General features: G+C 73.0%; 22 protein-coding genes and 2 pseudogenes. 14 read left to right on the forward strand and 10 right to left on the reverse strand.

Features of this window, described 5'->3' with window-relative positions:
* Nucleotides 1–6 precede the first annotated feature (6 nt).
* From GHR20_RS24335 to GHR20_RS24345, 3 genes and pseudogenes are all read left to right on the forward strand, one after another.
* Complete coding sequence (locus GHR20_RS24335) at nucleotides 7–1,302, forward strand: hemolysin family protein (RefSeq protein WP_111582059.1); 1,296 nt, start codon at nucleotides 7–9, stop codon at nucleotides 1,300–1,302.
* Entirely contained in the window at nucleotides 1,299–1,658 is a 360-nt protein-coding gene (locus GHR20_RS24340; RefSeq protein ID WP_111582060.1) for an MmcQ/YjbR family DNA-binding protein, read from the forward strand. The genes GHR20_RS24335 and GHR20_RS24340 overlap by 4 nt, the downstream gene beginning before the upstream one ends.
* Before the next feature lie 40 nt (nucleotides 1,659–1,698).
* Nucleotides 1,699–2,717 (forward strand): annotated as a pseudogene (locus GHR20_RS24345) (S66 peptidase family protein).
* Nucleotides 2,718–2,733: 16 nt separating this feature from the next.
* Here the strand turns inward: GHR20_RS24345 and GHR20_RS24350 are convergent.
* The gene (locus GHR20_RS24350; protein ID WP_153814370.1) at nucleotides 2,734–4,152 is read right to left on the reverse strand and encodes an MFS transporter; all 1,419 of its coding nucleotides are present in this window, start codon (nucleotides 4,150–4,152) and stop codon (nucleotides 2,734–2,736) included.
* A 164-nt stretch (nucleotides 4,153–4,316) separates the two neighbouring features.
* Here GHR20_RS24350 and GHR20_RS24355 point away from each other — a divergent pair, with 164 nt between their 5' ends.
* The 6 genes from GHR20_RS24355 (at nucleotide 4,317) to era (ending at nucleotide 9,727) form a co-directional block, all read left to right on the forward strand.
* The gene (locus tag GHR20_RS24355; RefSeq protein WP_111582063.1) at nucleotides 4,317–5,138 is read left to right on the forward strand and encodes a helix-turn-helix transcriptional regulator; all 822 of its coding nucleotides are present in this window, start codon (nucleotides 4,317–4,319) and stop codon (nucleotides 5,136–5,138) included.
* A 28-nt stretch (nucleotides 5,139–5,166) separates the two neighbouring features.
* Nucleotides 5,167–5,532, forward strand: a complete 366-nt coding sequence (locus tag GHR20_RS24360; protein WP_111582064.1) for a cytidine deaminase — start codon at nucleotides 5,167–5,169, stop codon at nucleotides 5,530–5,532.
* Between the two features lie 220 nt (nucleotides 5,533–5,752).
* Entirely contained in the window at nucleotides 5,753–6,226 is a 474-nt protein-coding gene (locus tag GHR20_RS24365) for a hypothetical protein (protein ID WP_153814371.1), read from the forward strand.
* 167 nt (nucleotides 6,227–6,393) lie between these two features.
* Complete coding sequence (locus GHR20_RS24370; RefSeq protein ID WP_153814372.1) at nucleotides 6,394–7,716, forward strand: beta-xylosidase; 1,323 nt, start codon at nucleotides 6,394–6,396, stop codon at nucleotides 7,714–7,716.
* A gap of 62 nt (nucleotides 7,717–7,778) precedes the next feature.
* On the forward strand, nucleotides 7,779–8,768 hold the full coding sequence (locus GHR20_RS24375) for a DUF916 domain-containing protein (protein WP_243878401.1): 990 nt from the start codon (nucleotides 7,779–7,781) through the stop codon (nucleotides 8,766–8,768).
* 5 nt (nucleotides 8,769–8,773) lie between these two features.
* Complete coding sequence (era, locus tag GHR20_RS24380; protein WP_148023824.1) at nucleotides 8,774–9,727, forward strand: GTPase Era; 954 nt, start codon at nucleotides 8,774–8,776, stop codon at nucleotides 9,725–9,727.
* 29 nt (nucleotides 9,728–9,756) lie between these two features.
* Here era and GHR20_RS24385 read toward each other — a convergent pair.
* Nucleotides 9,757–10,923, reverse strand: a pseudogene (locus GHR20_RS24385) (MFS transporter); the annotation flags it as partial.
* A gap of 74 nt (nucleotides 10,924–10,997) precedes the next feature.
* Nucleotides 10,998–12,314, reverse strand: a complete 1,317-nt coding sequence (locus GHR20_RS24390) for a GH1 family beta-glucosidase (RefSeq protein WP_153814374.1) — start codon at nucleotides 12,312–12,314, stop codon at nucleotides 10,998–11,000.
* A gap of 185 nt (nucleotides 12,315–12,499) precedes the next feature.
* On the opposite strand from GHR20_RS24390, the gene GHR20_RS24395 reads away from it, so the two are divergent.
* Complete coding sequence (locus GHR20_RS24395; protein ID WP_111582070.1) at nucleotides 12,500–13,510, forward strand: hypothetical protein; 1,011 nt, start codon at nucleotides 12,500–12,502, stop codon at nucleotides 13,508–13,510.
* A 14-nt stretch (nucleotides 13,511–13,524) separates the two neighbouring features.
* On the opposite strand, the gene GHR20_RS24400 is transcribed toward GHR20_RS24395, so the two are convergent.
* Both GHR20_RS24400 and GHR20_RS24405 read right to left on the reverse strand, forming a co-directional pair.
* A complete protein-coding gene (locus GHR20_RS24400; protein WP_111582071.1) occupies nucleotides 13,525–13,791 on the reverse strand; it encodes a protealysin inhibitor emfourin in 267 nt (88 codons plus the stop codon).
* Nucleotides 13,792–13,843: 52 nt separating this feature from the next.
* Nucleotides 13,844–14,914, reverse strand: a complete 1,071-nt coding sequence (locus GHR20_RS24405) for a M4 family metallopeptidase (protein WP_111582527.1) — start codon at nucleotides 14,912–14,914, stop codon at nucleotides 13,844–13,846.
* A gap of 373 nt (nucleotides 14,915–15,287) precedes the next feature.
* Between GHR20_RS24405 and leuA the strand changes: the two genes are divergently transcribed.
* The 3 genes from leuA (at nucleotide 15,288) to GHR20_RS24420 (ending at nucleotide 19,206) form a co-directional block, all read left to right on the forward strand.
* Entirely contained in the window at nucleotides 15,288–17,009 is a 1,722-nt protein-coding gene (gene leuA, locus GHR20_RS24410; RefSeq protein ID WP_153814375.1) for a 2-isopropylmalate synthase, read from the forward strand.
* Nucleotides 17,010–17,193: 184 nt separating this feature from the next.
* Nucleotides 17,194–17,889 carry a TerB family tellurite resistance protein gene (locus tag GHR20_RS24415; RefSeq protein ID WP_111582074.1) on the forward strand — a complete coding sequence of 232 codons (696 nt, stop codon included), beginning with the start codon at nucleotides 17,194–17,196 and terminating at the stop codon, nucleotides 17,887–17,889.
* Between the two features lie 84 nt (nucleotides 17,890–17,973).
* The gene (locus tag GHR20_RS24420) at nucleotides 17,974–19,206 is read left to right on the forward strand and encodes a sialidase family protein (protein WP_153814376.1); all 1,233 of its coding nucleotides are present in this window, start codon (nucleotides 17,974–17,976) and stop codon (nucleotides 19,204–19,206) included.
* On the opposite strand, the gene GHR20_RS24425 is transcribed toward GHR20_RS24420, so the two are convergent.
* Nucleotides 19,131–19,793: a ScbR family autoregulator-binding transcription factor gene (locus GHR20_RS24425; RefSeq protein WP_153814377.1), complete on the reverse strand. Its 663-nt coding sequence runs from the start codon at nucleotides 19,791–19,793 to the stop codon at nucleotides 19,131–19,133. The genes GHR20_RS24420 and GHR20_RS24425 overlap by 76 nt on opposite strands.
* A gap of 333 nt (nucleotides 19,794–20,126) precedes the next feature.
* Between GHR20_RS24425 and GHR20_RS24430 the strand changes: the two genes are divergently transcribed.
* On the forward strand, nucleotides 20,127–20,834 hold the full coding sequence (locus tag GHR20_RS24430) for an HAD family phosphatase (protein ID WP_153814378.1): 708 nt from the start codon (nucleotides 20,127–20,129) through the stop codon (nucleotides 20,832–20,834).
* A gap of 48 nt (nucleotides 20,835–20,882) precedes the next feature.
* Here the strand turns inward: GHR20_RS24430 and GHR20_RS24435 are convergent, their stop codons facing one another.
* The 4 genes from GHR20_RS24435 to GHR20_RS24450 all read right to left on the reverse strand — a co-directional run bounded on the left by GHR20_RS24435 (nucleotide 20,883) and on the right by GHR20_RS24450 (nucleotide 25,963).
* Nucleotides 20,883–21,809, reverse strand: coding sequence for a dihydrodipicolinate synthase family protein (locus GHR20_RS24435; RefSeq protein ID WP_153814379.1), 927 nt, complete (start codon nucleotides 21,807–21,809; stop codon nucleotides 20,883–20,885).
* A complete protein-coding gene (locus GHR20_RS24440) occupies nucleotides 21,806–22,828 on the reverse strand; it encodes an ABC transporter ATP-binding protein (protein ID WP_153816115.1) in 1,023 nt (340 codons plus the stop codon). The genes GHR20_RS24435 and GHR20_RS24440 overlap by 4 nt, the downstream gene beginning before the upstream one ends.
* Nucleotides 22,829–23,048: 220 nt before the next feature.
* Entirely contained in the window at nucleotides 23,049–25,007 is a 1,959-nt protein-coding gene (locus GHR20_RS24445) for a dipeptide/oligopeptide/nickel ABC transporter permease/ATP-binding protein (RefSeq protein ID WP_153814380.1), read from the reverse strand.
* A complete protein-coding gene (locus GHR20_RS24450) occupies nucleotides 25,007–25,963 on the reverse strand; it encodes an ABC transporter permease (protein ID WP_153814381.1) in 957 nt (318 codons plus the stop codon). The genes GHR20_RS24445 and GHR20_RS24450 overlap by 1 nt, the downstream gene beginning before the upstream one ends.
* Nucleotides 25,964–25,967 lie beyond the last annotated feature (4 nt).

Genomic DNA, 25,967 nt, shown 5'->3' on the forward strand with positions numbered 1-25,967 from the left:
GGCCGGATGTCCCCGCAGATCGTGATCGGCGCGATCGCGCTGGTCGTCGTCGCCTGGCTCGCCGCCTGCGCGGAGGCGGGCCTCGCCCGGGTCTCCAGCTTCCGGGCCGAGGAGGCCGTGAAGTCCGGGCGGCGCGGCGGCGAGAAGCTGGCGCAGATCGCCGCCGACCCCACCCGCTACCTCAATGTGGCCCTGCTGGTCCGCGTCGCCTGCGAGATGGCGGCCGCGGCCCTGGTCACCTACGCCTGCCTGGAGGCTTTCTCGGCCACCTGGCAGGCCCTGCTGGTCGCCATCGCCGTGATGGTCCTGGTGTCGTACGTCGCCGTCGGGGTCTCCCCGCGCACCATCGGCCGCCAGCACCCGCTGAACACCGCGACCGCGGCCGCCTACGTCCTGCTGCCACTGGCCCGGGTGATGGGCCCGATCCCCTCGCTGCTGATCCTCATCGGCAACGCGCTCACCCCCGGCAAGGGCTTCCGGCGCGGCCCGTTCGCCTCCGAGGCGGAACTGCGCGCGCTGGTCGACCTGGCCGAGAAGGATTCGCTGATCGAGGACGAGGAGCGCCGCATGGTGCACTCCGTCTTCGAGCTGGGCGACACCCTGGTGCGCGAGGTCATGGTGCCGCGCACCGACCTGGTCACCATCGAGCGCTTCAAGACCATCCGGCAGGCCCTCACCCTCGCCCTGCGCTCCGGGTTCTCCCGGATACCGGTCACCGGGGAGAGCGAGGACGACATCGTCGGGATCGTGTACCTCAAGGACCTGGTCCGCAAGACGCACATCAGCCGGGACGCGGAGAGCGACCTGGTCTCCACGGCCATGCGCCCGGCGGTCTTCGTGCCCGACACCAAGAACGCGGGCGACCTGCTGCGGGAGATGCAGAAGGAGCGCAACCACGTCGCCGTCGTCATCGACGAGTACGGCGGCACCGCGGGCATCGTCACCATCGAGGACATCCTGGAGGAGATCGTCGGCGAGATCACCGACGAGTACGACCGGGAACTGCCGCCCGTGGTGGACCTGGGCGAGGGCCGCTTCCGGGTCACCGCCCGCCTGGACATCACCGACCTCGGCGAGCTGTACGGCCTGGAGGAGTACGACGACGAGGACGTGGAGACCGTCGGCGGACTGCTCGCCAAGGCGCTCGGCCGCGTCCCCATCGCGGGCGCGTCCGCCGAGGTCGAACTCCCCGACGAGCGGCGGCTGAAGCTCACCGCGGAATCCTCCGCCGGCCGCCGGAACAAGATCGTCACCGTGCTGGTGGAGCCCGCCGGGCCCGCCGGGGAGGAGAAACCGGAGTGACCCCGAAGGAGCTGCGCGCCTTCTGCCTGTCCTTCAACGCGGCCGTGGAGGACTTCCCGTTCAACCCGGAGACCTCGGTCTTCAAGGTGCTGGGCAAGCTGTTCGCCCTGACGAACCTGGGCGCGCGGCCCCTGACGGTCAACCTCAAGTGCGACCCGGAGGACGCGGCGCGGCTGCGCGCCGACCACGAGGGTCTGATCGTCCCCGGCTGGCACATGAACAAGCGGCACTGGAACACCGTCACCGCCGACGGCGGCCTGCCGGACCCGCTGCTGCGCGAGCTGATCGAGGACTCCTACGACCTCGTCGTCGCGGGACTGCCGAGGGCGGAGCGGCTGCGGCTGGACCGCCCCTAATCGCGTTGCCCGGGGCCCGGGGACTCCGAGATCATCCCGTATGACCATTCGATACCCGCGCCCCCTGCGCCCCGGTGACCGTGTCGGTGTGACCTCGCCCTCCGCGGGCGTGGCCGAGCCGCTCCGGGGCCGCCTCGATGCCGCGGTCGAGGAGATCGAGAAGCGCGGCTACGAGGTGGTGGTCGGCCGGTGCATGGACGGCACCACCCACGTCAGCGCCCCGGCCGCCGACCGCGCCGCCGAGCTGACCGCGATGCTGACCGACCCCGCGGTCCGGGCCGTGATCCCCCGTGGGGCGGCGAGCTGGCCATCGACCTGATGCCCCACCTGGACTTCGAGGCGATCGGCCGGGCCGAACCCACCTGGCTGGTCGGCTACTCGGACATGTCGACCGTGCTCGCCCCGCTGACCCTGCTGACCGGGGTGGCGACCGTGCACGGCAACAACCTCATGGACACCCCGTACCGGGTGCCCGAGGGGCTGCTGTCCTGGCTGGACATCGTGGCCGCGCCCCAGGGCGGCCCGTTCGCCCAGAGGCCGCCCGGCCGGCACCGCACCGGCGGCTGGGACGACTGGACCCGTGACCCGGCGATCAGCGAGTTCACCCTGGACGGCGCGGGCGGCTGGCGGCGGCTCGACGGCGCGGGCGACGTGGACGTCGAGGGGCGGCTGATCGGCGGCTGTATCGAGACCGTGGCCCCGCTCGCCGGGAGCCGCTACCTGGACACCACGCGCTTCGCGGGCGAGGAACCGCTGCTCGTCTACGTCGAGGCGTGCGAGGACAACGCGCTCATCATCGCCCGCCACCTGCACGGCATGCGCCTGGCCGGGTTCTTCGACCGGGCCGCCGCCGTCCTCGTCGGCCGCACCCACGCCCCCGACGCGCCGACCCTCACCCAGGACGCGGCCGTCCTCGACGCCCTCGGGCCGCTGGGCGTGCCGGTCCTCGCCGATGTCGAGTGCGGGCATGTGGCGCCGTACCTCCCGCTGGTCAACGGCGCGCGCGGCCGTGTGGTGCACACGGCCGCGCGGAGCGAGATCGTCCAGACCCTGGACTGAGACGCCGGGCCGGGGTTCAGGCCCGGGAGCGGCGCAGGCCCAGCCCGGTCAGGAGCGCGGCGCCGAGCACGATCACCGTGTCCAGGGCGATCACCGTGTGCACGCCGGTCAGCAGGTCGCCGGAGGTGGTGGCCAGCACGCCGAGCAGCGGGATGCCGACCGTGATGCCGACCTGCTGGGTGGATGTCACCAGGCCGGTGGCCAGGCCCTGTTCCTCGTCCGGGACACCGGAGGTGACCGTCACGCCGTACGAGATGATCGCGCCCAGGTGGCACATGCTGGCCAGGGCCACCGCGACCGTGGCCGGCCACGCCGACCACACGTGGGTGTTCAGCAGGAGCAGCGACGCGGTCAGCACGCCCTGGCCGGTCAGCGAGCCGACCAGGGTGCGGCGGGCGCCGAGGCGGCCGATGACCTTCGGGGCCAGGGTGCCGGCGACCACGGACAGCAGGCCCTGGAAGCCGAAGACCAGTCCGGTCTCGAAGGCGGACAGGCCCAGGATCTCCTGGAGGTACAGGGTCAGCACGAACACGATCGTGGACATCATCGAGAAGGTGACCAGACCGCCGATGTTGCCCCAGGCCACCGTGCGCCGGCGCAGCATCGGCAGGGAGACCAGGGGCGCCGCCGCGCGGGACTCCACCAGCACGAACGCGGCGAGCAGCACGAGCCCGGCGGCCAGGGCCGCGAGGACGTCGGCGCGGCCGAAGCCGTGGTCGGCGGCGGTGGACAGGGCGTAGATCAGCGACAGCAGTCCGGCGGTGACGGTGATGGCGCCGGGTACGTCCAGGTGTGGGGAGTGGGGTGTGCGCGACTCCGGCAGCAGACTGGGCGCCAGCGGGAGCACGATCAGCGCGAACAGGGTCAGCAGGGCCATCGTGGAGCGCCAGCCGAAGGTGTCGGTGAGGGTGCCGCCCGCGACCATGCCGATGGTGAAGCCCAGCGACAGCAGGGTGCCGGAGATGCCGAGGGCGCGGTCGCGGGCCGGGCCCTCCGGGAAGGTGGTGGTCAGCAGGGACATCCCGGTCGGGACGATCGCCGCCGCGCCGAGCCCCTGGAGGGCGCGCCCGGTGAGGAACGAGGCCGGGTCCCAGGCCAGGGTGGACAGCAGCGAGGCCGCGCCGAACAGGGCGAGGCCGGTCAGGAAGAGCCGGCGGCGCCCGAAGAGGTCGCCGGCGCGGCCGAACAGCAGCAGGAAGCCGCCGGAGGGCAGCGCGAACGCGGTGACGGCCCACTGGAGCGCGGAGGTGTTCATGCCGAGGTCGCGGCCGAGGCCGGGCAGCGCCACGTTCAGCACGGAGAAGTCCAGCGCGACCATGAACTGGGCCGCGCACAGGACGAACAGGACGAGCTTGTCACGCGTCGACAACCGGGGGATGCCGGGCGCCGCGGTGTCCGCTGCGGGGGAGGTCTGGGTGGTGGTGTCGATCGCCATGGAAAGAGCTTCGGGCGAACGGAATAGCGGTGGGGAGTCGGAACTTATGGTGGTGGTGGCACCACCAGCCGGGCCACCGGACCGGACCGACGGGGGAGGGGCGGCACGTGCCTGCTGCTGAGGCGACGCGCAGTCATCGGCGTGACGAACTGCGGGAGTTCCTGATGAGCCGGCGCGCCCGGGTCAGCCCGGCGGAGGCCGGACTGCCGGCCGGCGGCGGCAGGCGCCGTACGCCCGGACTGCGCCGCGAGGAGGTCGCCGTGCTCGCCGGGGTGGGCGCCTCCTGGTACCAGTGGCTGGAGCAGGGGCGGGAGATCTCCGTCTCCCCGCAGGTGCTGGACGCGGTCGCCCGGGTGCTGCGGCTGAGCGACGCCGAGCGCCGGCACCTGTATCTGCTGGCCGGGCTGAACCCGCCGACGCCCGAGGTGGTGCCCGGCCGCACGGACATGTGCGACGGGCTGCGGCGGCTCATCGACACCTGGATGCCGTATCCGGCGCACATCATGGACCTCTACTACAACTGCGTGCAGTACAACGACGCGGCCGCGATCGTGCTCGGCATGCGCCCCGGCATCACCCAGAACTGCCTGATCGACTTCTTCACCGACCCGCTCTACCGCGAGCGCAGCCACAGCTGGGAGCGCAACGCGCGCACGGTGGTGGCGCAGTTCCGGGCCGCGTGCGCGGCGCGCCCCGACGACGAGGGCTTCCGCGAGGTGCTCGCCGAGGTGAGCGCCGCCAGCGAGGAGTTCACGGCGCTGTGGGCCGAGCGGGACATCGAGGACCAGGGGCAGGTGCGCAAGGAGCTGTCGCATCCGCTGGCCGGGCTGCTGGTCGTGGAGTCGACGGTCCTGAAGGTGCCCGCCCGCCCCGATCTGATGATCGTGCTGCACACCCCGCTGGACGAGGCGAACACCGCCGAGAAGCTGGAGTGGCTGGCCTCCCCGGAGGGCCGCCGGGGCGCGATGTACCCCGTGGCGGGATGAGCGCCGTACCCCTTCGTATGCTCGGGGCATGACCGAGAGCAGCGCGCTTGACCCCGAGGACCGCAAGATCGTGACCCTGGCCCGTTCCGCGCGGGCCCGCAACGCCGTGCCCGAGGGCGCGGCCGTACGGGACGACACCGGGCGCACCTATGTCGCGGGCACGGTGGACCTGCCCTCGCTGAGGCTCAGCGCGCTGCGTACCGCCGTCGCGATGGCGGTGGCGTCCGGGGCCGCGTCGCTGGAGGCGGCGGCGGTGGTCGGCGAGGCGGAGTCGGTGCCGGCCGAGGACCTGGCCGCGGTGGCCGACCTCGGGGGCGCGGACACGCCGGTGCTGCTCGCGGGGGTGGACGGCACGGTCCGTACGACCGTCGCCGCGGGCCGCGCCGAGGGCTGACCGCCCGAAGCAAACCGGCCGCAAGGTCGGCTGGAATTCAACCTTGCTGGGTCGCGGGGCGCGCGCGTCAATGAACGCGTACGTCCCGACGACCCGTCAGATCCGCACCGCCGTCCGGCGCGTCCGCACCCGCCCGACCGGCCTGCCGTTCGTCGGCGCACCTTCCGATCACCCCACACGGCACGTCCGGCGTGCCCAGCAGGAAGGAAAGCGGATCCCCATGAGAGCCAAGCGCACGGCAACAGGTGCGGCCCTGGCGGCCGGGGCCCTCGCGGTCACCGGTCTCGCCCTCGCACCCTCCGCGGCCGCCGTCACTCCCCAGACGGCGACCATCACCGCGAGCTGCGGCATCTTCGGCGGTGGCCCGGCCACGCTCACCGCCACCCAGAGCGGCACCTCGGCCACTCTGAGCCTCACCTCCACCGCGATCACCGCCCCGGTCACGGTGTCCGCGAACTCGATCACCTCCACGCTCACCATGGCCAAGGCGGGCGGCGGCAGCGTCGTGTTCAGCGGCACGAAGAACCCGGTCATGAACCCGGGCGACCCGGTCAGCGTCGGCCCGCTCTCCGGGACCGTCGCCTCCGGCTACAGCCTGGACGCGTACGGCGGTTCGCTGAAGATGGTGATCTTCGGCGTCACCGTGACGTGTACCGCGAGCGGTCCGCAGTCGCCGGGTCCGTTCGTGTTCTGAGCCCGCCCCGGCCGACCGGTCCGTTCCGGTTCCCCCCGGATGCCGCAGGAACTGACGAACTGTCAGGATTCTGCGGCATCCTTCTTGACTTCTCGTCCCGCCGCCCCGCCAATGCCCCCTGTCGGGGCGCCCGTTCGGCCGCGCCCACCACCCTCAGGAGGGGGCCCATGGGTCTCACCATCCGAAGATCCGGACGGTGGCGCTGGGCGTCACTGCTCGGCGCGACCGCGCTCGCCCTCAGCGCGGGCGGCGCGCTGGCCTGCCCGGCCGGCGCCGCCGGCACCGACGTGGACTTCGCCACGCACTGCATCCCGCCCGCCATCGCGGGCCTGCCGCCGATCGACGGCACCACGACCGCCACCGTGTCGGCGGACGACACCAGCCCGAAGGTCGGTGACACCGTCACCGTCACCTACACGGTGGTCGGGGCCGCCGCGAGCAACCCCACCGACCTGGCGCTGCCCGCCGACATCATGACCCCGACCGGCAAGGTCACCCTGGGCGGCGCCCAGAGCGGTGACATCACGGTCGCCGGGCCGAAGAAGAATCCCCCGGTGCCGGGGAAGGCCGCCTTCCCGTCCTTCTCCATGACCGGCACGTTCACCGTCACCAAGCCCGGGAAGATCACCCTCGCGCCGGGCGACTACAACATCCACACCAGCTACATCATGGAACTGGACACCCCCTGCACGGTCACGAACCCGCCCGCACCGGTGTCCGAGACCATCACGGCGACGGCGGGGACCCCGGCCAACACCCGGGCGATCACGCTGGGTTCGGCCACCGGTGACCCGGGCGCGAGCGTCCGGGTGAGTGGCACGGGCTTCATCCCGGGCGCCGCCGTCACCCTCGCCGGACGCTCCGGCACCACCCAGACCGGGGACACCGCGAGCGCGACCGCGGACGGACAGGGCTCCTTCGAAGGCTCCCTCGTCGTGAACGACACCTCGACCACCGGGATCGTCGCGTACGAGGGTGCCTCCTGGAACGCCGGCACCGGCGCGGGCCCCGCGGCCTACGTCGTCAACACGCCGGTGCCGCCCGGTAGTCAGAAGCTCACCACCACGGTCAGGGCGGGCACGCTCGCCATGACCCAGGCCGGGGACTCGGTCGCGCTGTCGGGCGTCGACTTCGGCCGGGGCGGCGCCTCGACCGGCGCCCTGCGGACCGTGACCGTCCAGGACTTCCGCGGCGGTCCGGCGGGCTGGTCGCTGACCGGCAGGGTCACGGACTTCACCGGGCCCGGCGGCACGATCGGCGCGGACCGGCTGAGCTGGACGCCGTCGTGTGCGGCCAAGGCGGGCAGTCCCAGTACCTGTACGGCGGGCTCGGCGGGCACGGTGGGCTCCTCGGGGGCCACCCTCGCGGGGACCCCGGACGGCACGCTGACCGGCGGCGAGTTCACCGTCGACGCCGGACTCTCCCTGGACGTACCGGCGTTCACGCCCCCGGGCGGGTACTCCGGCGTGCTCACGCTGACGCTGTCATGAGGGTACGGGCGCCCGCACCCGCCCGTGCCCCGGCCCGCACCCGGCCGTGGGGGCCCGCGGCCGTGCGCGGGGCGTACGTCGTCGTGGTGTCCCTGATGCTGGCCCTTGTGCCGGTGGCGCCCGCGCGGGCCGCCGACAACGGCAGCTGGTCCGTGTACCCGGTCGCCGCCCAGGCCGCGGCGCGGCCCTACTTCTACCTCTCCGCCGGGCCCGGCCAGACCCTCACCGACAAGGTCGCCGTCCAGAACCGGACCGGCGAACCGCTCACCTTCCGGCTGTACGCGGCCGACGCCTACAACACCCCCCGGGACGGCGGCTTCGCCGTGCGCACGGCCGACGAGACGATGCGCGGGGTCGGGGCGTGGGCGCGGCTCGCCAGGTCCCGGATCACGGTGGCGGGGCACCGGACCGTGACCGTGCCGTTCACGCTGCGGGTACCGGCCGGCGCGGAGCCCGGGGACCACCCCGGCGCGATCATCGCGCTGGACGAGCGGGTCGAGCCGGGCGGCGGGAAGCTCGCGCTGGGAATCCGGCGGGCGGTCGGCGCGCGGGTGTATCTGCGGGTGAGCGGTCCGACGCTGCCCGCGCTCGCGGTGTCCCGGCTGCGGGTCGGCCATCACCGGCCGCTGCTCTACGGCACGGGCACGGCGACCGTGTCGTACACCCTGCGGAACACCGGCAACGTCACGCTACGGCCGAGTGTGCGGCTGACGGCGCGCGGGCTGTTCGGCCGTACCCTGCTGGACCGGCGGGCGGCCCGGGTCCCCGCCGAGCTGCTGCCCGGTCAGTCGGTACGGCTCACCGAGACCTGGCGCGGCACACCGGTGCTCGACCGGGCGGCGGTCCGGGTGGACGCGCGGGCGCGGGAGGCGTCGGCTTCGGCGGGAGTGTCCTTCTACGCGGTGCCGTGGCTGCCGCTGACGGTGCTGGTGTTCGTGGTGGTGGCGATGGTGGCCGGGTGGCGGATGGGGGCACGTTTCCGTGACGGCAGGGCCACACTGCGTCACCATCGCTTCGCGGTGCGGCGGGGGCTCCGGGATCAGGGACAATGAACGGCATGAGCGTTCGCACCCAGTCATCCGAGCAGCCGGCGGAAACCGTCCACCGCGCCGGCTTCGCCTGCTTCGTGGGCCGCCCCAACGCGGGCAAGTCCACCCTCACGAACGCTCTGGTCGGGCAGAAGGTGGCGATCACCTCGAACCGTCCGCAGACCACGCGGCACACGGTGCGGGGCATCGTGCACCGGCCGGACGCCCAGCTGATCCTGGTCGACACCCCCGGCCTGCACAAGCCGCGCACGCTGCTGGGCGAGCGGCTGAACGACGTGGTGCGCACCACGTGGGCCGAGGTCGACGTGATCGGGTTCTGCCTGCCGGCCGACCAGAAGCTCGGCCCCGGCGACCGGTTCATCGCCAAGGAACTGGCCGGGATCAAGAAGACGCCCAAGGTCGCCGTCGTCACCAAGACCGACCTCGTGGACTCCAAGGCCCTCGCCGAGCAGCTGATCGCCATCGACCAGCTCGGCAAGGAGCTGGGGTTCGAGTGGGCGGAGATCGTGCCGGTCTCGGCGGTCGGCGACAAGCAGGTGGAGCTGCTGGCCGACCTGCTGGTGCCGCTGCTGCCCGAGGGCCCCGCGCTCTACCCCGAGGGCGACCTCACGGACGAGCCCGAGCAGGTGATGGTCGCCGAGCTGATCCGCGAGGCGGCGCTGGAGGGCGTGCGCGACGAGCTGCCGCACTCCATCGCGGTGGTCGTGGAGGAGATGCTGCCGCGCGAGGACCGGCCGGCGGAGCGCCCGCTGCTCGACATCCACGCGAACGTCTACATCGAGCGCCCCAGCCAGAAGGGGATCATCATCGGCCCCAAGGGCAAGCGCCTCAAGGAAGTCGGCATCAAGTCCCGCAAGCAGATCGAGGCGCTGCTGGGCACGCCGGTCTTCCTGGACCTGCACGTCAAGGTGGCCAAGGACTGGCAGCGCGACCCGAAGCAGCTCCGCAAGCTCGGCTTCTGACCCTCGCCCTCGGTCCACCTTTCAGTCCACCCCCTGATCCGCCCCACCAGCACCGCCCCGGCCAGCCCGATCGCCGCCGACACCAGGTACAGCACCCGGTAGCCGCCCAGGTACGTCACCAGCGGCGCCGCCAGGGCCGGGGCCGCGGCCTGGGGGAGGGCGTTGGCCACGTTGACGAGGCCCAGGTCCTTGCCGCGGTCGGCGGCGTGCGGGAGGACGTCGGTCATCAGGGCGAAGTCGACGGAGGTGAAGACGCCGAAGCCGACGCCCAGGACGGCGGCCGCCGTCACCGCGCCCGGCCAGGTCTCCCAGCCGGCCAGCGCCGCCGTCGCCACCGCCATCAGCACGCCCGACCCCACCACGAACGGTTTGCGGCGGCCCGTGCGGTCGGACCAGACACCGCCGATCACCACCGTGGCCAGCAGCGTCACGCCGTTCACCGCCGTCAGGACCAGGACGCCCCGGCCGGGGTCGGGGTAGTGGACCCGGTCGCGCAGGTAGTAGAGCAGGTACAGCAGCACCAGCGAGTTGCTGAGATTGATCAGGAAGCGGGTCAGCCAGGCCCAGCCCAGGTCGGGATGCCGGCGCGGGCTCAGCCAGAAGCCCGCGAGGAAATCCCGCCAGGACCACGGGGGCCGGTCCCCGGGCGGGAGGCGGAGGTCCCGGAAGAAGGCGAGGTACGGCAGGACGCCCGCCGCCGCGCACACCGCGCAGGCCACGTACCCCGCGCCGGTTCCGCCCGCCGCCGTCGCCAGGCCCGTGCCCGCGACCACGCCCAGGATCTGGGCCGCGCCCAACCAGCCGCCCACCACGCCCCGCTGACGCCTCGGCACCCGGTCCGGGACCGCCGCGGTCACCGCCGCGAAGGCCGCGTTCAGGGTGAACTGGACGAGGCACCAGCCGAGCGCCATCGACCACGGGCCGCCCGCGCCCGCGAGCAGCAGCAGGGACAGCGCCCCGCCCGCCGCCCCGGCCGCGACCCACGGCGCCCGGCGGCCCGCCCGAGCCGTCGTACGGTCGGACAGCGCGCCGAAGAACGGGTTCGCGAGCAGGGACACCACCGCGCCCGTGCCGGTCACCCAGGCCAGCAGGGTCTCCTTGGACATCCCGGCGCCGGGCGCGAGGTCCTTCGCCTGGTCGGCCAGCAGGATCTGGAGCGGGCCGAACCAGCCCACCCAGATCGCCCCGTTGGCCATCGAGAGGGCCGCCGTCCAGCCCCGCCCCACCGGTGCGGCCGGTTCGGCGAGCGCGGCCGGCGGGCGGCCGGTGGTCACCTCTGGGCCCGCAGCACATCCCGGAACCAGTGGTACGACGCCTTCGGCACCCGCTCCAGCGTCGCGTAGTCCACGTGCACCAGACCGAAGCGCCGTGCGTAGCCCTCGGCCCACTCGAAGTTGTCCAGGAGGGACCACACGAAGTAGCCGCGCACGTCCACCCCGGCCGCCACCGCGGCGTGCAGGGCGCGCAGATGGGCGTCCAGGTAGGCGATGCGGTCCTGGTCGTCGAGGCCCTCGTACGAGCAGCCGTTCTCGGTGATGACGATCGGCGGGAGCCGGTCTCCGTAGCGCGCCCGGAAGCCGCACAGCAGCTCGGTCAGCCCCTCCGGGACCACCGGCCAGCCGAAGTCGGTCCGGGGCCGGCCCGTTATCTCCCGTACCGAGAAGGGGAGTTCGGCGGGTATCGGGACGCCGCCGGACTCCGTCTCCGTGCCCAGCGGCGCGCCCACCAGGGTCGGCGCGTAGTAGTTGACGCCGTACCAGTCGAGCGGCTCGGCGATCGTCTTCAGGTCCGCCGCGAGGTCGGGCGAGGGCATCAACTCGCCGAGTCCGTCCGGATATTCGCCCAGCAGCAGCGGCTCCGCGAAGAGCCGGTTGAGCAGCGTGTCGTAGAAGGCGGCCGCCTGCACGTCGGCCGGATCGGCGGAGGCCGGCCAGGTCGGACCGTGGGAGTTGGCGATGCCGATGTCCCCCGCGCCGGCCGCGCGCAGGGCCCGTACCGCGAGACCGTGGGCGAGGAGCTGGTGATGGGCGACCGGGAGGGCGTCGAACAGCAGCCGCCGGCCGGGGGCGTGCACCCCGAGGGCGTGGCCGAGCAGGGTGTGCTCGGCGGGCTCGTTGAGGGTGATCCATGTGCTCACCCGGTCGTTCAGGCGTTCGGCGACCGTCGACACGTACGCGGCGAACCGGTGCGCCGTGTCCCGCTCCAGCCAGTCCAGGGAAGCGGGCAGATCCCAGTGGAAGAGGGTGGGCACCGGCCGTACGCCCGCCGCGCACAGCTCGTCCACCAGCCGGTCGTAGAAGTCCAGGCCGCCCGGGGAGCCGGCGCGGGGCCAGGAGACGGAGAAGCGGTAGGCGTCCACGCCGAGACCGGCCAGCAGCGCCACGTCCTCGGGGTAGCGGTGGTAGTGGTCGCAGGCCACCGCCGCCGTCGAGCCGTCCTTCACCCGGCCCGGCCCGGCCGTGAACACATCCCACACCGAGGGCCCGCGCTCGTCCGCCGCCCCCTCGATCTGATGGGCGGAGGTCGACACGCCCCACAGGAAGCCGGCCGGGAACCGGGGGATCGGATCGCCTGCGTCAGTCGCCATGGCCGGATCATCCGTACCGCCGGTAACGAAGTCAACGCCCGTGCGTGGGTCAACGTCCGCGTGTGGGTCAACGCCCGCGTGTGGGTCAACGTCCGCGCACCCAGCGGCTCCAGCGGTCATCCGATGTGGGCCGCATGGCCCAATCGACTGGCATTCGGGGCCCGATGGTTCCGAAACTGAACCGTATGACAGTCCATCAGCTGACCACCGGGCCGCGCGCACGGCTGCTCACCGTGCTCGCGGCGTGTCTGTTCGTCCTGCTGGGCGGCGTGCCCGGCGCGCTCGCCGACACCCGCCGCGACCCCGCGACCTGCATCTCCACCCCGGCCGAGTACAAGGCCGCCTGGAACGCCCGCCAGGTGCGCTGCGTGTCCCCGTCCCTGTTCGGCACCACCCACACCCGGGGCGACACCACCCTCTACCCGAGCGGCTTCTGGTACGCGTGGGCGGGCTCGAACACCAACCTGGAGCGGTACCTCCAGCTGCGCAGCCGGTACGGCGACCAGCCCCCGAAGACCGGCATCGGCGTGCTGTCCTTCGTCGGCTACCCCGGGCTCGACAGCTGGGACACCCCGACCGACCTCGCCGTCTACACCCTGCCCTCCGGGACCCGCGCCCAGGTCCCGGCGTTCGAGACCTGGTTCCGGCTGCTGGACGAGAAGTTCGGCCACACGGACGCCTACCCGCTCGCCGCCCAGCGCGACCTCGTGCTCGCCTACTCACGCCTCGGCAAGGGCGAGGACGTCGTCGGCGCCTTCCAGGACGTCACCGGGTGCAGGCGCGGCAAGCTCCTCCAGGGCGCCGCGCCCTCGGCGGCGATCGGGTGCGGCCGCGACTTCCTCGACGCGCTGGCCGCCGCGGGGCCCTCCCCGTACGACGGCGCGTCCTCGCTGGCCTGCTTCGCCAACTTCCAGTCCGGCTACACCGGCCCGCGCGACGCCGCCGCCCTGCGCGGGGTGCTGTACCAGTGCCAGGACGCCGGGTTCCTCAACACCGGGGTGGGCCTCGGCTACAACACGTACGCCAACCCGTTCGTGTGCAAGTCCGCCGCCGCCCAGACCGTACGACAGCGGTACACCGGGCGGGAGTTCATCCTGCCGAACGCGTCCTTCGGGGAGCTGCCGAGCCACGTCGACATCCCGCTGAACCTCGGCAACCCGAACCAGCGCGGCTTCCTCCAGAAGGGCTACTGCTGAGCCGAGGGCCGGAGCTAAGCGCCCTCCTTGAGCACCCGGGAGACCAACTCCCGCTGGTCCTCGGTCAGCCGGGGGTCGGCCGCGTAGACCGTGCGGTCGTCCACCGTGATCTCGTAGCTGAACCCGTCCGGCACACCGGCCGGCGGAAGGGCCTGGCCGGACGCGAGGACGCGTCCGGCCAGCGCCTGCCACTCCTCGCCGTCGGGCCGGTCCGAGGTGTCCACCTCGGCCCGGCGCTCGATGCCCGCGAAACCGCCTGTGCGCGTCACCTGAATCCGCATGGGTCCAGTGTCGCAGCGCGGGCGCCGCCGCGGGGGGACTACCGGGTGCGTACTACCGCGTATGCACCCCGACCTGTTGCCATGCCTTCCGCACGGCCTCCAGCTCGTCGGCGCCGAACCGGTGGCGCGCCGCCTTCACGGTGAGCCTGGCGAAGTCGGCGAACTGCGCGTCCGACTTGAGATCGCCGCCGGTCAGCGCGTCGTACCAGACCTGTCCCGCCTTCTCCCAGGCATGGCCGCCGAGGGCCGTCGCGGCGAGGTAGAAGGCATGGTTGGGGATGCCGGAGTTGATGTGCACCCCGCCGTTGTCGCGGCCGGTGCGCACATAGTGCTCCATGGTCGCGGGCTGCGGGTCCTTGCCGAGGTTCGGGTCGTCGTACGCCGTGCCCGGGGCCTTCATCGAGCGCAGCGCGGTGCCGTGCACGCCCGGGGCGAGGAGTCCCGCGCCGATCAGCCAGTCGGCCTCGGTGGCGGTCTGCCCCAGCGTGTACTGCTTGATCAGCGAGCCGAAGACATCGGACACCGACTCGTTGAGCGCGCCGGACTGGCCGAAGTACTCCAGGTTGGCGGTGTGCTGGGTGACGCCGTGGGTCAGCTCGTGGCCGATGACGTCGACCGGGATGGTGAAGTCGAGGAAGACCTTGCCGTCGCCGTCGCCGAACACCATCTGCTCGCCGTTCCAGAAGGCGTTGTCGTAGCCCTCCCCGAAGTGCACGGTGGCGTCGAGCGGCATTCCGTTGCCGTCGATGGAGTGGCGGCCGTAGACCTTCAGATACAGCTCGAAGGTGGCGCCGAGACCGGCGTAGGCGCGGTTGACGGAGGCGTCGGAGCCGGGGTCCGAGCCCTCCTCGCGGACCTTGTCGCCGGGCAGGTCCTGGGAGTGGTGGGTGTCGTAGATGGTGCGGTGCGGCTGGTCGGCGGCGGCGCCCGCGGGCGGCGCCGCGGCGGTCGCGCCGATCACCGTGGTCAGCCGCCGCCGGGTGCGCTGGTAGGCGTCGTGTTCCAGGGAGCGGCGGGCGGGTGCCGACACATCCGGGTCCTCGGCGCGGGAGAGCTGGTCGAGGACGTGCGGCGGCACGATGGTGCAGAAGACGGGCTCGAGGGCCCCGTTCCTCGTCGTCATGCCATCGACCATTGCACTGAGTGATGTCAAAGTCACTACTCGCAACCATGATTGGTGAAATACCGGGACAGGGGGCGCGACGCAGCGTGACGCTGTGGTACGGCGGCGCGCCCCCTGTATGTGGCCCGTGCGGCACTCCTGTGGCCTGTCGCACTTTTTGCCCTGTTTGTCCTACCGGTCCCGCATACTGGACCGCGTCCCCACATCCTGAACCGCTCGGCTAGGCTGCGCTGCATCATGCGTTTCGTGCTGCTTCTTCTTAGCTGCCGCGGCGAGGGTCTGTAGTCGAGGCCGACTCCCTCCCCGCGGAGCTTGGCGTTGCGTCGTCGGCCGTCCAGTCGGACATCCGGACCCCCTTGAGGAGCCACGCATCATGGCCAACCGCCAGCAGCCCAGTTCCATGCCGATCCACAGGTACGGCCACTACGACCAGGTGGACATCCCGGACCGCACCTGGCCCGGCGAGCGGATCACGGTGGCCCCCCGCTGGCTCTCCACCGACCTGCGCGACGGCAACCAGGCCCTGATCGACCCGATGTCGCCCGAGCGCAAGCGCCGGATGTTCGACCAGCTGGTCAAGCTGGGCTACAAGGAGATCGAGGTCGGCTTCCCCGCCTCCGGCCAGACCGACTTCGACTTCGTGCGCTCGATCATCGAGGAAGAGGGCGCGATCCCCGAGGACGTGACGATCTCCGTCCTGACCCAGGCCCGCGAGGACCTGATCGAGCGGACCGTGGAGTCCCTCAAGGGCGCGCGCCGCGCCACCGTCCACCTGTACAACGCCACCGCCCCGGTCTTCCGCCGGGTCGTCTTCCGCGGCTCCAGGGACGACATCAAGCAGATCGCCGTCGACGGCACCCGCCTGGTGATGGAGTACGCGGAGAAACTGCTGGGCCCGGAGACCGAGTTCGGCTACCAGTACTCGCCGGAGATCTTCACGGACACCGAGCTGGACTTCGCCCTGGAGGTCTGCGAGGCGGTCATGGACGTCTACCAGCCGGGCCCGGGCCGCGAGATCATCCTCAACTTGCCCGCCACGGTGGAGCGTTCGACCCCCTCCACGCACGCGGACCGCTTCGAGTGGATGCACCGCAACCTGTCCCGCCGTGAGCACGTATGCCTGTCCGTGCACCCGCACAACGACCGCGGTACGGCGGTGGCGGCGGCCGAGCTGGCCGTGATGGCCGGCGCCGACCGCGTCGAGGGCTGCCTGTTCGGCCAGGGCGAGCGCACCGGCAACGTCGACCTGGTGACCCTGGGCATGAACCTGTTCTCCCAGGGCGTCGACCCGCAGATCGACTTCTCCGACATCGACGAGATCCGTCGTACGTGGGAGTACTGCAACCAGATGGAGGTCCACCCGCGCCACCCGTACGTGGGCGACCTGGTCTACACGTCCTTCTCCGGCTCCCACCAGGACGCCATCAAGAAGGGCTTCGACGCCATGGAGGCCGACGCGCGGGCCAAGGGCGTCACGGTGGACGACCTGGAGTGGGCGGTGCCGTACCTGCCCATCGACCCCAAGGACGTCGGCCGCTCCTACGAGGCCGTCATCCGCGTCAACTCGCAGTCCGGCAAGGGCGGTGTGTCGTACGTCCTGAAGAACGACCACAAGCTGGACCTGCCGCGCCGGATGCAGATCGAGTTCTCGAAGATCATCCAGGCCAAGACGGACGCCGAGGGCGGGGAGATCACCCCGAAGGACATCTGGGCCGCCTTCCAGGACGAGTACCTGCCCAACTCCGCCAACCCGTGGGGCCGCATCCAGGTCAGGAACGGCCAGTCGACCACGGACAACGACGGGGTGGACACGCTGACCGTCGAGGCCACCGTGGACGGCGAGGACCGCGTGCTGACCGGCTCCGGCAACGGTCCGATCTCGGCCTTCTTCGATGCCTTGCAGGCCGTCGGCATCGATGTACGCCTGCTGGACTACCAGGAGCACACCATGAGCGAGGGCGCCTCCGCGCAGGCCGCCTCGTACATCGAGTGCGCGATCGACGGCCAGGTCCTGTGGGGCATCGGCATCGACGCGAACACGACGCGTGCCTCCCTGAAGGCGGTCGTCTCCGCCGTCAACCGCGCCACCCGCTGACCCACCCCCACCGGGGGTTTCGAGGCTCCGGCCGCCGCCCACGGCGACCGGAGCCTCGTCGCTTCTCGGCCATAGGGCCGGACAGGTCACAGACTGGTCTCGTCCGGGGTACTGACTCAGCCTCCGTGATGTGGCTAACATCACGCCAGCGCGGCGATGGTGCCGTGCTCTAGGGAGGTGCGACGTGCTGCCGGTAAGGGGACGAGACGACCGTGCCACCAGGGCCCTGTGCGTCCTGGGCACGCGCACCGCGTGGACACCCGTCGGCGACGGCGAGTTCTACTGCCCCGGCTGCGGGGGCGACCGCAACTACCAGCGGCTCACCGGGCGCCGCCGGCTCACCCTGCTCGGGGTGCCGGTGCTGCCGCGCGGGACCACCGGACCCGTCGTGGAGTGCGCCGCCTGCGGCCGCCACTACGGCACCGACGTCCTGGACCACCCCACCACCCGCCGCTTCTCCGCGATGCTCCGCGACGGCGTGCACACCGCCGTCCTCGCCGTCCTCGCCGCGGGCGGCACCGGCTCCCGCGCGACCCTGGAGACGGCCTGCGCCGCGGTCCGCGCGGGCGGCGTCGAGGACTGCACCGAGGAGCGGCTCGCCGCCCTGGTCGACGCCCTCGCCGCCGACACCGGACGGGTCCTGGGCGAGCCCTGCGGGGCCGGCCTGACGATAGAGCTGCACGAGGCGCTGGACCCGCTCGCCCCGCACCTCGCCCCCGCCGGGCGCGAGGCCCTGCTCCTCCAGGGCGCCCATGTCGCCCTCGCCGACGGCCCCTACACGCCCGCCGAACGCGACGCGCTGACCACGGTCGGCGCCGCCCTGACGCTTCCGGCCGAGGACGTGACCCGGCTCCTGGAGGCCGCGCGCACCCCGTCCTGATCCCCGGCGGGCGCGGTACCGGCTCCCGCTGATTACCTCGAACGGAGTAGTGGCGTCGGTCCGTACCGGGGGCAGCATCACGGCGTGACCCCGCTGCGACGCACCGTACTCACCGGCCTCGCCCTCCTCACCGCCCTCGCCGCCCTCGCGACGGCCCCGCTGCCCGCCGCCGCGGGGCCGCTCGGCTCCGCGCCGGAGTGCGCCTCCTCGCGGCCGTACGTCTCCGGGCAGGGCGGGTACGCCGCCTACCGCATCCCCGCCGTGGTGCGCACCCCGCGCGGCACGGTGCTCGCCTTCGCCGAGGGCCGGCGCCACGGCTCCGGCGACAGCGGGGACATCGACGTGGTGGTGCGCCGCTCCACCGACGGCGGCTGCACCTGGGGCCCGCTCGCCGTGGTGGCCGCGGGCGACGGGAACACCCGGGGCAACCCGGCCCCCGCCGTCGACCCGCGCACCGGCGCCATCATCCTCGTGACCTGCGGAAACGCGGGAGATGTGACGGAGGACCAGATCATGCGGGGCCAGGTCACGGCCGAGCGGGGTCGCCGGGTCTACGTGCAGCGCAGCTCGGACGACGGCCGCACCTTCACCGCGCCCCGGGACATCACCGCCGCCGTGAAACGGCCCGGCTGGCGCTGGTACGCCACCGGTCCCGGCCACGCCGTCGCCCTCACCCGGGGCCCGCACGCCGGGCGCATCCTGGTCCCCGCCAACCATTCCACCGCCCCGCCCAAGGGCTCGAAGGACACCGGCCGCGAGCCCCGCCACTACGCGGGCCACGCCCTCTACAGCGACGACGGCGGCCGCACCTGGCACCTCGGCTACACCGCCACCGGGCCCAGCGGCGTCGTCAATGTCAACGAGACCAGCGCCACCCAACTCCCCGACGGACGGGTCTACTTCAGCGCTCGCGACCAGTACGGCAGCGCCCCGGGCAACCGCGTCGACAGCTACTCCTCCGACGGCGGCGCCACCCTCGACCGCCCCTACGCCGCCCAGGGCACCCTCCAGGACGTCCCGGTGGTCCAGGGCAGCGTCCTCCAGCTCCAGGGCACTCACGCCCCGCTGCTCTTCTCCGCGCCCTCCGTGCCGACCGCCCGCCGCACCATGGCCGTCTGGTCCAGCACCGACGCCGGCCACGGTTTCGCCCGCCTGACCACCCTGGACGACGGCCCGGCCGCCTACTCCGACCTGGTCCAGCTCGGCACCGGCGCGGTGGGCGTGCTGTACGAGACGGGTTCCTACGACGGCCTGTCGTTCCGCCGGCTCACCGGGATCGGCGCCCACGCACCCGCGGGGGCGCCGTCCCGCGGGTGAATCCCCGGGGCGGCCACGAGCGAGGGCAGGGTCAGCTGCCACCAGTCGGTGAGCCGGTCGGTGACGGTGGCCGCGCCCTCCAGCGCCTCGGTGAGGGAGCACAGGCCGAAGAAGGCGCGCACCAGGGTCCGGGCGGTGGGCGCGGGGCGTACGTGTTTCGCCAGGTCACCGGCGTTGCGGGCCTCGGCGAGCAGCCGGGTCGCGGCGGCGGTCCACAGCGCGAAGGGGTCGGGCAGGGGGGCGTCGATGGTGGCGCGCTCGGCCCACAGGCGTGCGCCCGCGCGCGTCAGCGGGTCCTCGGCGAGGGCACGGGCGATGTCGTAGCTGAGGGCCACGAGCCGCTGGACCGGGGGGACGGCCGCGTCCGCGTAGCGCGCGGTGAGCTGGGGCCAGGTGGCGAAGCGGTCCTGGACGACGGCGAGGGCGATGCCCTCCTTGCTGGCGTAGTGGAAGTAGACGGCGCCGCTGGTCCGGCCGGACCGCGCGCTTATGTCGTTGACGCTCGTGCCCGCGTATCCCTGTTCGGCGAAGAGCTGGGCGGCCGCTTCCAGAAGTGATCTGCGGGTTGTCCTGGCCCGTTCCTGCAACGTTCCGCCCGCCCTCGCTCGGCATGTCCGACGGCCAAGAATGTAGTGCGCCCGCGTGCGCCGGGAGCAAACAGGAATCACACTCGCGCGGTAATCACGTATGTCTTTCGAGGGGGAACGCGAGCGGGTGGTAAGGGGTGTGTCCTCTCCGTCCCATACACCCGGACAGCGCTGCGGTCCAGTCCCTCCATGGGGTTATTGCCTGATTTGCCGCCACGAAAATATCGTAGTCGTCGCTATCTTTCCGTTTCCTGTGGAACGTCGGGAATGACGCATTTCAATGCCGCGTGCTCCGCACGCCACCCCCTGTCCCTGCCACCCTAGGAGGCCCCTGTGACCCCTCATGTCCGCCCCCTGCTCGACTGGTCGCCCGAGGCCGTCGTCTTCGACTGCGACGGCACCCTGATGGACAGCGAACGCCATTGGGTTCAGGCCCGCGTCCTGGCCTTCCGGGAATTCGGCCTCCAGGCGCCGCCCGGCTTCGCCGAGCAGGCCAAGGGCATGCACTACGAGGAGTGCGGCCGCCTGATGGCGGACTCGGTGCACAAGCCCGAGCTGGCGGCCGGCCTCACGGGAGCGCTCCTGGACCACTTCCTGGAGCTGGTCACCGACGACCCGGTCACCATGCCGGGCGCCGTCCAGCTCGTACGGACGCTGTCCGGGCGGCTGCCGCTGGCGGTGGCCAGCAACTGCCCGATGGTGGTGGTCGAGGGCAGCCTCGAACGGGCCGGGCTGCGCACGCACTTCCAGCACATCGTCGTCCCCGAGACCGGGGATTCCGTACGGCCCAAACCCTGGCCGGACGTCTACCTCCTGGCGGCCCGCCTGTGCGGGGTGCCCCCGCTCCGGGCGCTCGCCGTCGAGGACTCCCTGACCGGGGTGGAGTCCGCCCACCGCGCCGGACTGCGGGTCCTCGGGGTCGGCCCCCGCCCCGCCGCGGACGGCGCGAAGCGGGCCGACCTGTGGCTGCCGTCGCTGCGCGAACCGGAGCTGCTCACCTGGGCGGAGACCCGCGTCACCGGCGGACCCGAACCGGACTGAGCCGGGCGGGCGCGGGTCCGCGCCGTGCGGACCCCCGGCGCGGACCGGCTACAACAGCCCCGCCGAGGCGAGGAACTTGGCGACCTTCTCCGTCTCCTCGCCCGACAGCGGCACCTGCGGCTCCGCGGTGACCGGGCAGTCGATCACGCCCCGCAGATGCAGGGCCGCCTTGAACGCGCCCAGCGCCGAGGAGCTGCCGCCCATCCGCGCCGGATCACCCGCCCCGGTCAGCCCGAACAGCGCGCACAGCCGGTCCTGTTCGGCCCGCGCCCCCTCCCAGTCGCCCGCCCGGCACTGCCGGTAGAGCCGTACGTATCCGTGCGGATCGACATTGGCGAGCCCCGGGACCGCCCCGTCCGCGCCCAGCGCCAGCGCGGCGTCGGCGATCAGCTCGGAGCCGGTCAGCACCGCGAAACCGGGGTGGGCGCGAGCCCCGGTGACCAGCTCGCGGAAGGCCGCCAGATCACCGCTGGAGTCCTTGATCCCGGCCAGCACCCCGTCCCCGGCGAGCCCCAGCACCAGCTCGGGGGGCAGCTTGGTGTGCACGGCGACCGGGATGTCGTAGGCGATCACCGGCACCGGGCTCAGGGCCGCGATCCGGCGGTAGTGGTGGACGATCTCCGAGGGGTGGGTGCGGGCGTAGAACGGCGCGGTGACCACGACGGCCTCCGCGCCCGCCGCCGTGGCGGTGCGGACCTGGTCCAGGACCCTCGGGGTCGTCATGTCGATCACCCCGGCCAGCACCGGCAGCTGACCGCCCACGTGCCCCGCGACCGCCTCCACCACCCGGCGCCGCTGGGTGTCCGTGAGGAAGGCCGCCTCCGAGGTCGAGCCGAGCACGAACAGCCCGTGCACCCCCGCGCCCACGAGATGGTCCACCAGCCGCAGCAGCGAGGGCACATCGACCTCGCGCTCGGGCGTCAGCGGCGTGCAGACGGGCGGGACGACTCCGGTGAGCGGGGCGGGGAAGGTCATTCACGGCTCCTGCGGGTGAGGCCGCGGGTCGACAGGTCCTCCTGCACAGGATGGTGACAGCGGTAGCGATGTGCCGGGTGCGACGCGGCCGAGAAATCCGGCATCACCTGTGCGCACACCGCGTCCGCCTTCCAGCACCGGGTGCGGAAGGGGCAGCCGCTCGGCGGCCGGGTCGCCGACGGCACCGGGCCGGCCAGCGGGATCGGGTCGACGGGGTGCAGCAGCCCAGGGGTGGCCGAGAACAGGGCGCGGGTGTACGGATGCCGGGCCCGGTCGCTCACCCGGTCCGCCGGGGTCTCCTCCACGATCCGGCCCAGGTACATGGTGACCACCCGGTCGCTCATCCGCCGTACCGTCTGGATGTCGTGCGAGACGAACACCAGCGCCAGCCCGAGTCGGTCCTTGAGGTCGAGCAGCAGATTGAGGATCTGCGCGCGCACCGACACGTCCAGCGCGCTGGTCGGCTCGTCGGCGACCACCAGTGCCGGGTCCAGGGCGAGCGCGCGGGCGATGGCGACGCGCTGCCGCTGCCCGCCGGACAACTGCCCGGGCAGCGCCTCCGCGAGCCCCCGGGGCAGCCCGACCAGCCCCATCAACTCCCTTACCCGCGCCTCCCGCCTCGTCCGGGTGCCGCGCTCGTGCACATCCAGCGGATCGCGCAGGATGCGGCGGACGGTGAGCCGCCGGTTCAGGGCGGTCGCGGGGTCCTGGAAGATCATGCCGGTGCCCGCGCCGACCGCCGCCCGCCGCTCGGCGCCCGGCATCGCCCACAGGTCCCGCCCCCGGAACGCCACCGTCCCCGCGGCCGGCCGCTCCACCCCGACCAGCACCTTCGCCAGCGTCGACTTCCCGCACCCCGACTCCCCGACGACGCCCACCGTCTCGCCGGCCGCCACCGTGAGATCGGCACCGGTCAGCGCGTACACCCGGTCCCGCTTGAACAGGCCCCCGCTGCGCGCCCGGTGCACCACGTGCACCCCCCGCACCTCCACGACGGGCGCCTCCGCCAGGGGGTTCATCGGCCGGCCCGCATCCGTCACGGCGTTCACCGGACGGCCTCCTCGCGGCCGGCGGGGGCGGGTCGGCGGCGGGTGGCCGTGTGCCGGGCGGGGCCGGCGAGGGCCGGTGACCGTGTGCGGCGCGTCCCGCCGGCCGGTGGGTGCGCCCGGCCCGGCGGGAACGGGCCCCCGGCGCCCGCCCGGCACCTCCGCCACGGGGACGCGGCTTTGGTCACGGCGTTCACTGGACGGCCTCCTCGCGGTCGGCGGGTGCCGGGTGGTGGCAGGCGACCGTGTGGGTCGCGGGGCCCGTGAGGACCGGAGCCCGTGTGCGGCACACCTCGCTCGCCAGCGGGCACCGGCCGGCGAACCGGCAGCCGGGCGGGAAGTCGGCGGGGGACGGTACGACGCCCGGGATCTGTGTCATCCGTTCCGCGGCGGACTCCAGCGAGAGCACGCTGCCGAGCAGAGCGCGCGCGTAGTGGTGGGCCGGCGCCGCCACCAGCTCGGCGGTCACCCCGCTCTCCACGATCTGCCCGCCGTACATCACCACCACCCGGTCGGTGACGTCCGCGACCAGCGCCAGATCGTGCGAGACCAGGACCAGCGCGAAGCCCAGTTCCGCGCGCAGCCGCAGCAGCAGTTCCATCACCTGGGCCTGCACGGTGACGTCCAGCGCGGTCGTCGGCTCGTCGGCGATGATCAGGCTCGGGTCGCGGGACAGCGCCATGGCGATCAGCACCCGCTGGCGCTGCCCGCCGGACAGCTCGTGCGGATAGCTGCGCAGGGTGCGCTCGGGATCGAGGCCGACGAGTCCCAGCAGTTCGGCCGGGCTCCGGCGTCCGCCACGCCGTACCAGCTGCCCCAGCTGGGCGCGGACGGTCATGGCCGGGTTCAGGGAGGACAGCGCGTCCTGGTAGACCATCGCCATCTCGTGGCCCAGCAGCTTCCGCCGGGCGCGGGCGGGTTCGGCGAGCAGATCGCGCCGCCGGAAGCGGACCTGGCCGCGCACCCGGGCGCCGGGCGGCTGGAGCCCCATGACGGTGAGCGCGGTCAGCGACTTCCCGCACCCCGACTCGCCGACCAGGCCCAGCACTTCACCGGGGTACACCTCGAAGCCGACCCCGGCGACGATGTCCACGCCCCGGTGCCGGCCGGGGAATCCGACGGCCAGGTTCTCCACGGCGAGCACGGGCGGCCCGGTGCGGTCCGGGAGCGGCCGGGCACGGGAGCGCAGCCTGCCGGCGGCCTCGGCGAGGCCGGGCAGCCGCAGCACCTCGCCCGGACCCGCCGCTGCCCCGGGCTCGTCGGCCGCCTCGACCTCCCGGGGCGCCGGGGCGGCCCACGCGTCCGAGACGCCCTCGGCGAGGATGTTCAGCGAGAGCACGGTCAGCAGGATCAGCAGCCCGGGGAAGACGGTCGCCCACCAGCCGCCGGTCAGCACCATGTTCTTGCCGTCCGCGATGACACTGCCCCACGAGGGGTCCGGGGGCCGCACCCCCGCCCCGATGAAGGACAGCGACGCCTCGAACACGATCGCCTCGGCGACCTGCACCGTGCAGAACACCAGTACCGGGGCGGCACAGTTGACGGCCACATGGCGCAGCACGATGTGCGGGGTGCGGGCGCCGATCACCCGTTCCGCGGTGACGTAGTCCTCGCCGTACTGGTCGAGCACATTGGCCCGTACGACGCGTGCCACCGGCGGCGTGAACAGGAAGGCGATGGCGCAGATCAGCACGCCGATCCCGCCGCCGAACACCGCGACGAGCACGGCCGCGAGGGCGATCCCCGGGAACGCCATCACCACGTCCAGACAGCGCATCAGCGTCTCGTCGACGGCCTTGCGCGAGGTCGCCGCGACCGCCCCGAGCACCGCCCCGACGACCAGGGCCAGCGCGGTGGCGCCGAGCCCGATCGCGAGCGACCACCGGGCGCCGTACATCAGCCGGCTGAGGATGTCCCGGCCCAGGCTGTCCTGGCCCATCCAGTGCGCGGCGGACGGATGTCCGGTGCCGCCCACCGGGTCCTGCTGGTCGAGCGGGTCGTCGGGGGCGAGCAGGGGCGCGAGGAGGGCGACGAGGACGACGAGGGCGAGGAAGCAGGCGGCGGCCTGGGACAGCGGTGGCAGCCGGCGCCGGCCGCGCGGCCGCACCCGGGGGGCGGCGAGCCGTTCGGCGAGCCCGGCACGGGTGATCATCAGGACGCCCGCAGCCGGGGGTTGACCAGCAGATACAGGAGGTCGATGACGAGGTTGACCACGACGAACCCGGTGGCCGTGGTCAGGACGACGCCCTGGACCACCGCGGGATCGCCGTTCTGCACGGCGTCGATCATCAGCTTCCCCATCCCCGGCAGCGAGAAGATCGTCTCGATCACGACGGCGCCGCCCAGCAGATAGCCGACCCGCAGGCCGAGCACGGTCAGCGGGTTGACCAGGGCGTTCCGAAGGACGTTGCGCCCGACGACGACCCAGGGCGGCAGCCCGCCGCCGATCGCGGTGCGCACGTAGTCCTTGTCCAGCTCCTCCACCACCGAGGTGCGCACGATCCGGGTGAGCTGGGCGGCCACCGGCAGTGACAGCGCGACGGCGGGCAGTGCCATGGTTCTGAGCCAGCCGGTGACGGAGTCGGCCGGGTTGATGTAGCCGCCGGCCGGGAACCAGCCCCGGTCCACCGCCAGGTACTGGATCATCAGCAGCGCCAGCCAGAAGCCGGGCGCGGCGACCCCGATCAGCGACAGGACCCGGATGGCCTGGTCGGGGAACCGGTCCCGGTACACCGCGGCCGTCACCCCGCCCGCGAGCGCCAAGGCGACCGCGAACGCGAGGCCCAGGAAGGTCAGTTGGAGGGTGAGGGGGAGCGCGGTGGTGACCTGGTCGGCGACGGGGGCGCGGGTCAGGGCGCTGGTGCCGAGGTCGCCGTGCAGCAGGGCGCCGACGAAGTGGACGTAGCGCAGGGGCAGCGGGTCCGACAGACCGTTCGCTTCACGGAATTCGTGCAGCTGCCGGGGGGTCGGGTTCGCGCCCTGGAAGAACGCGGAGGCCGGGTCGACGTCCGAGAACCGCATCACCAGGAACACGAAGAGCACGATCCCCAGCATCAGCGGCACCAGCAGGGCGATCCGGCGCAGCAGGATGCGGACGACGGCCGTCATCCGG

It is taken from the genome of Streptomyces sp. SUK 48 (assembly GCF_009650765.1).
Lineage (GTDB): Bacteria > Actinomycetota > Actinomycetes > Streptomycetales > Streptomycetaceae > Streptomyces.

Coding starts and splice junctions, on each gene's coding strand:
- GHR20_RS24390 (WP_153814374.1), bottom strand. CDS start 12,314: ATGGCGACTGACGCAGGCGATCCGATCCCCCGGTTCCCGGCCGGCTTC.
- era (WP_148023824.1), top strand. CDS start 8,774: ATGAGCGTTCGCACCCAGTCATCCGAGCAGCCGGCGGAAACCGTCCAC.
- GHR20_RS24335 (WP_111582059.1), top strand. CDS start 7: ATGTCCCCGCAGATCGTGATCGGCGCGATCGCGCTGGTCGTCGTCGCC.
- leuA (WP_153814375.1), top strand. CDS start 15,288: ATGGCCAACCGCCAGCAGCCCAGTTCCATGCCGATCCACAGGTACGGC.
- GHR20_RS24365 (WP_153814371.1), top strand. CDS start 5,753: ATGAGAGCCAAGCGCACGGCAACAGGTGCGGCCCTGGCGGCCGGGGCC.
- GHR20_RS24440 (WP_153816115.1), bottom strand. CDS start 22,828: ATGAACCCCCTGGCGGAGGCGCCCGTCGTGGAGGTGCGGGGGGTGCAC.
- GHR20_RS24445 (WP_153814380.1), bottom strand. CDS start 25,007: ATGATCACCCGTGCCGGGCTCGCCGAACGGCTCGCCGCCCCCCGGGTG.
- GHR20_RS24360 (WP_111582064.1), top strand. CDS start 5,167: ATGACCGAGAGCAGCGCGCTTGACCCCGAGGACCGCAAGATCGTGACC.
- GHR20_RS24370 (WP_153814372.1), top strand. CDS start 6,394: ATGGGTCTCACCATCCGAAGATCCGGACGGTGGCGCTGGGCGTCACTG.
- GHR20_RS24450 (WP_153814381.1), bottom strand. CDS start 25,963: ATGACGGCCGTCGTCCGCATCCTGCTGCGCCGGATCGCCCTGCTGGTG.
- GHR20_RS24350 (WP_153814370.1), bottom strand. CDS start 4,152: ATGGCGATCGACACCACCACCCAGACCTCCCCCGCAGCGGACACCGCG.
- GHR20_RS24355 (WP_111582063.1), top strand. CDS start 4,317: ATGAGCCGGCGCGCCCGGGTCAGCCCGGCGGAGGCCGGACTGCCGGCC.
- GHR20_RS24400 (WP_111582071.1), bottom strand. CDS start 13,791: ATGCGGATTCAGGTGACGCGCACAGGCGGTTTCGCGGGCATCGAGCGC.
- GHR20_RS24395 (WP_111582070.1), top strand. CDS start 12,500: ATGACAGTCCATCAGCTGACCACCGGGCCGCGCGCACGGCTGCTCACC.
- GHR20_RS24435 (WP_153814379.1), bottom strand. CDS start 21,809: ATGACCTTCCCCGCCCCGCTCACCGGAGTCGTCCCGCCCGTCTGCACG.
- GHR20_RS24405 (WP_111582527.1), bottom strand. CDS start 14,914: ATGACGACGAGGAACGGGGCCCTCGAGCCCGTCTTCTGCACCATCGTG.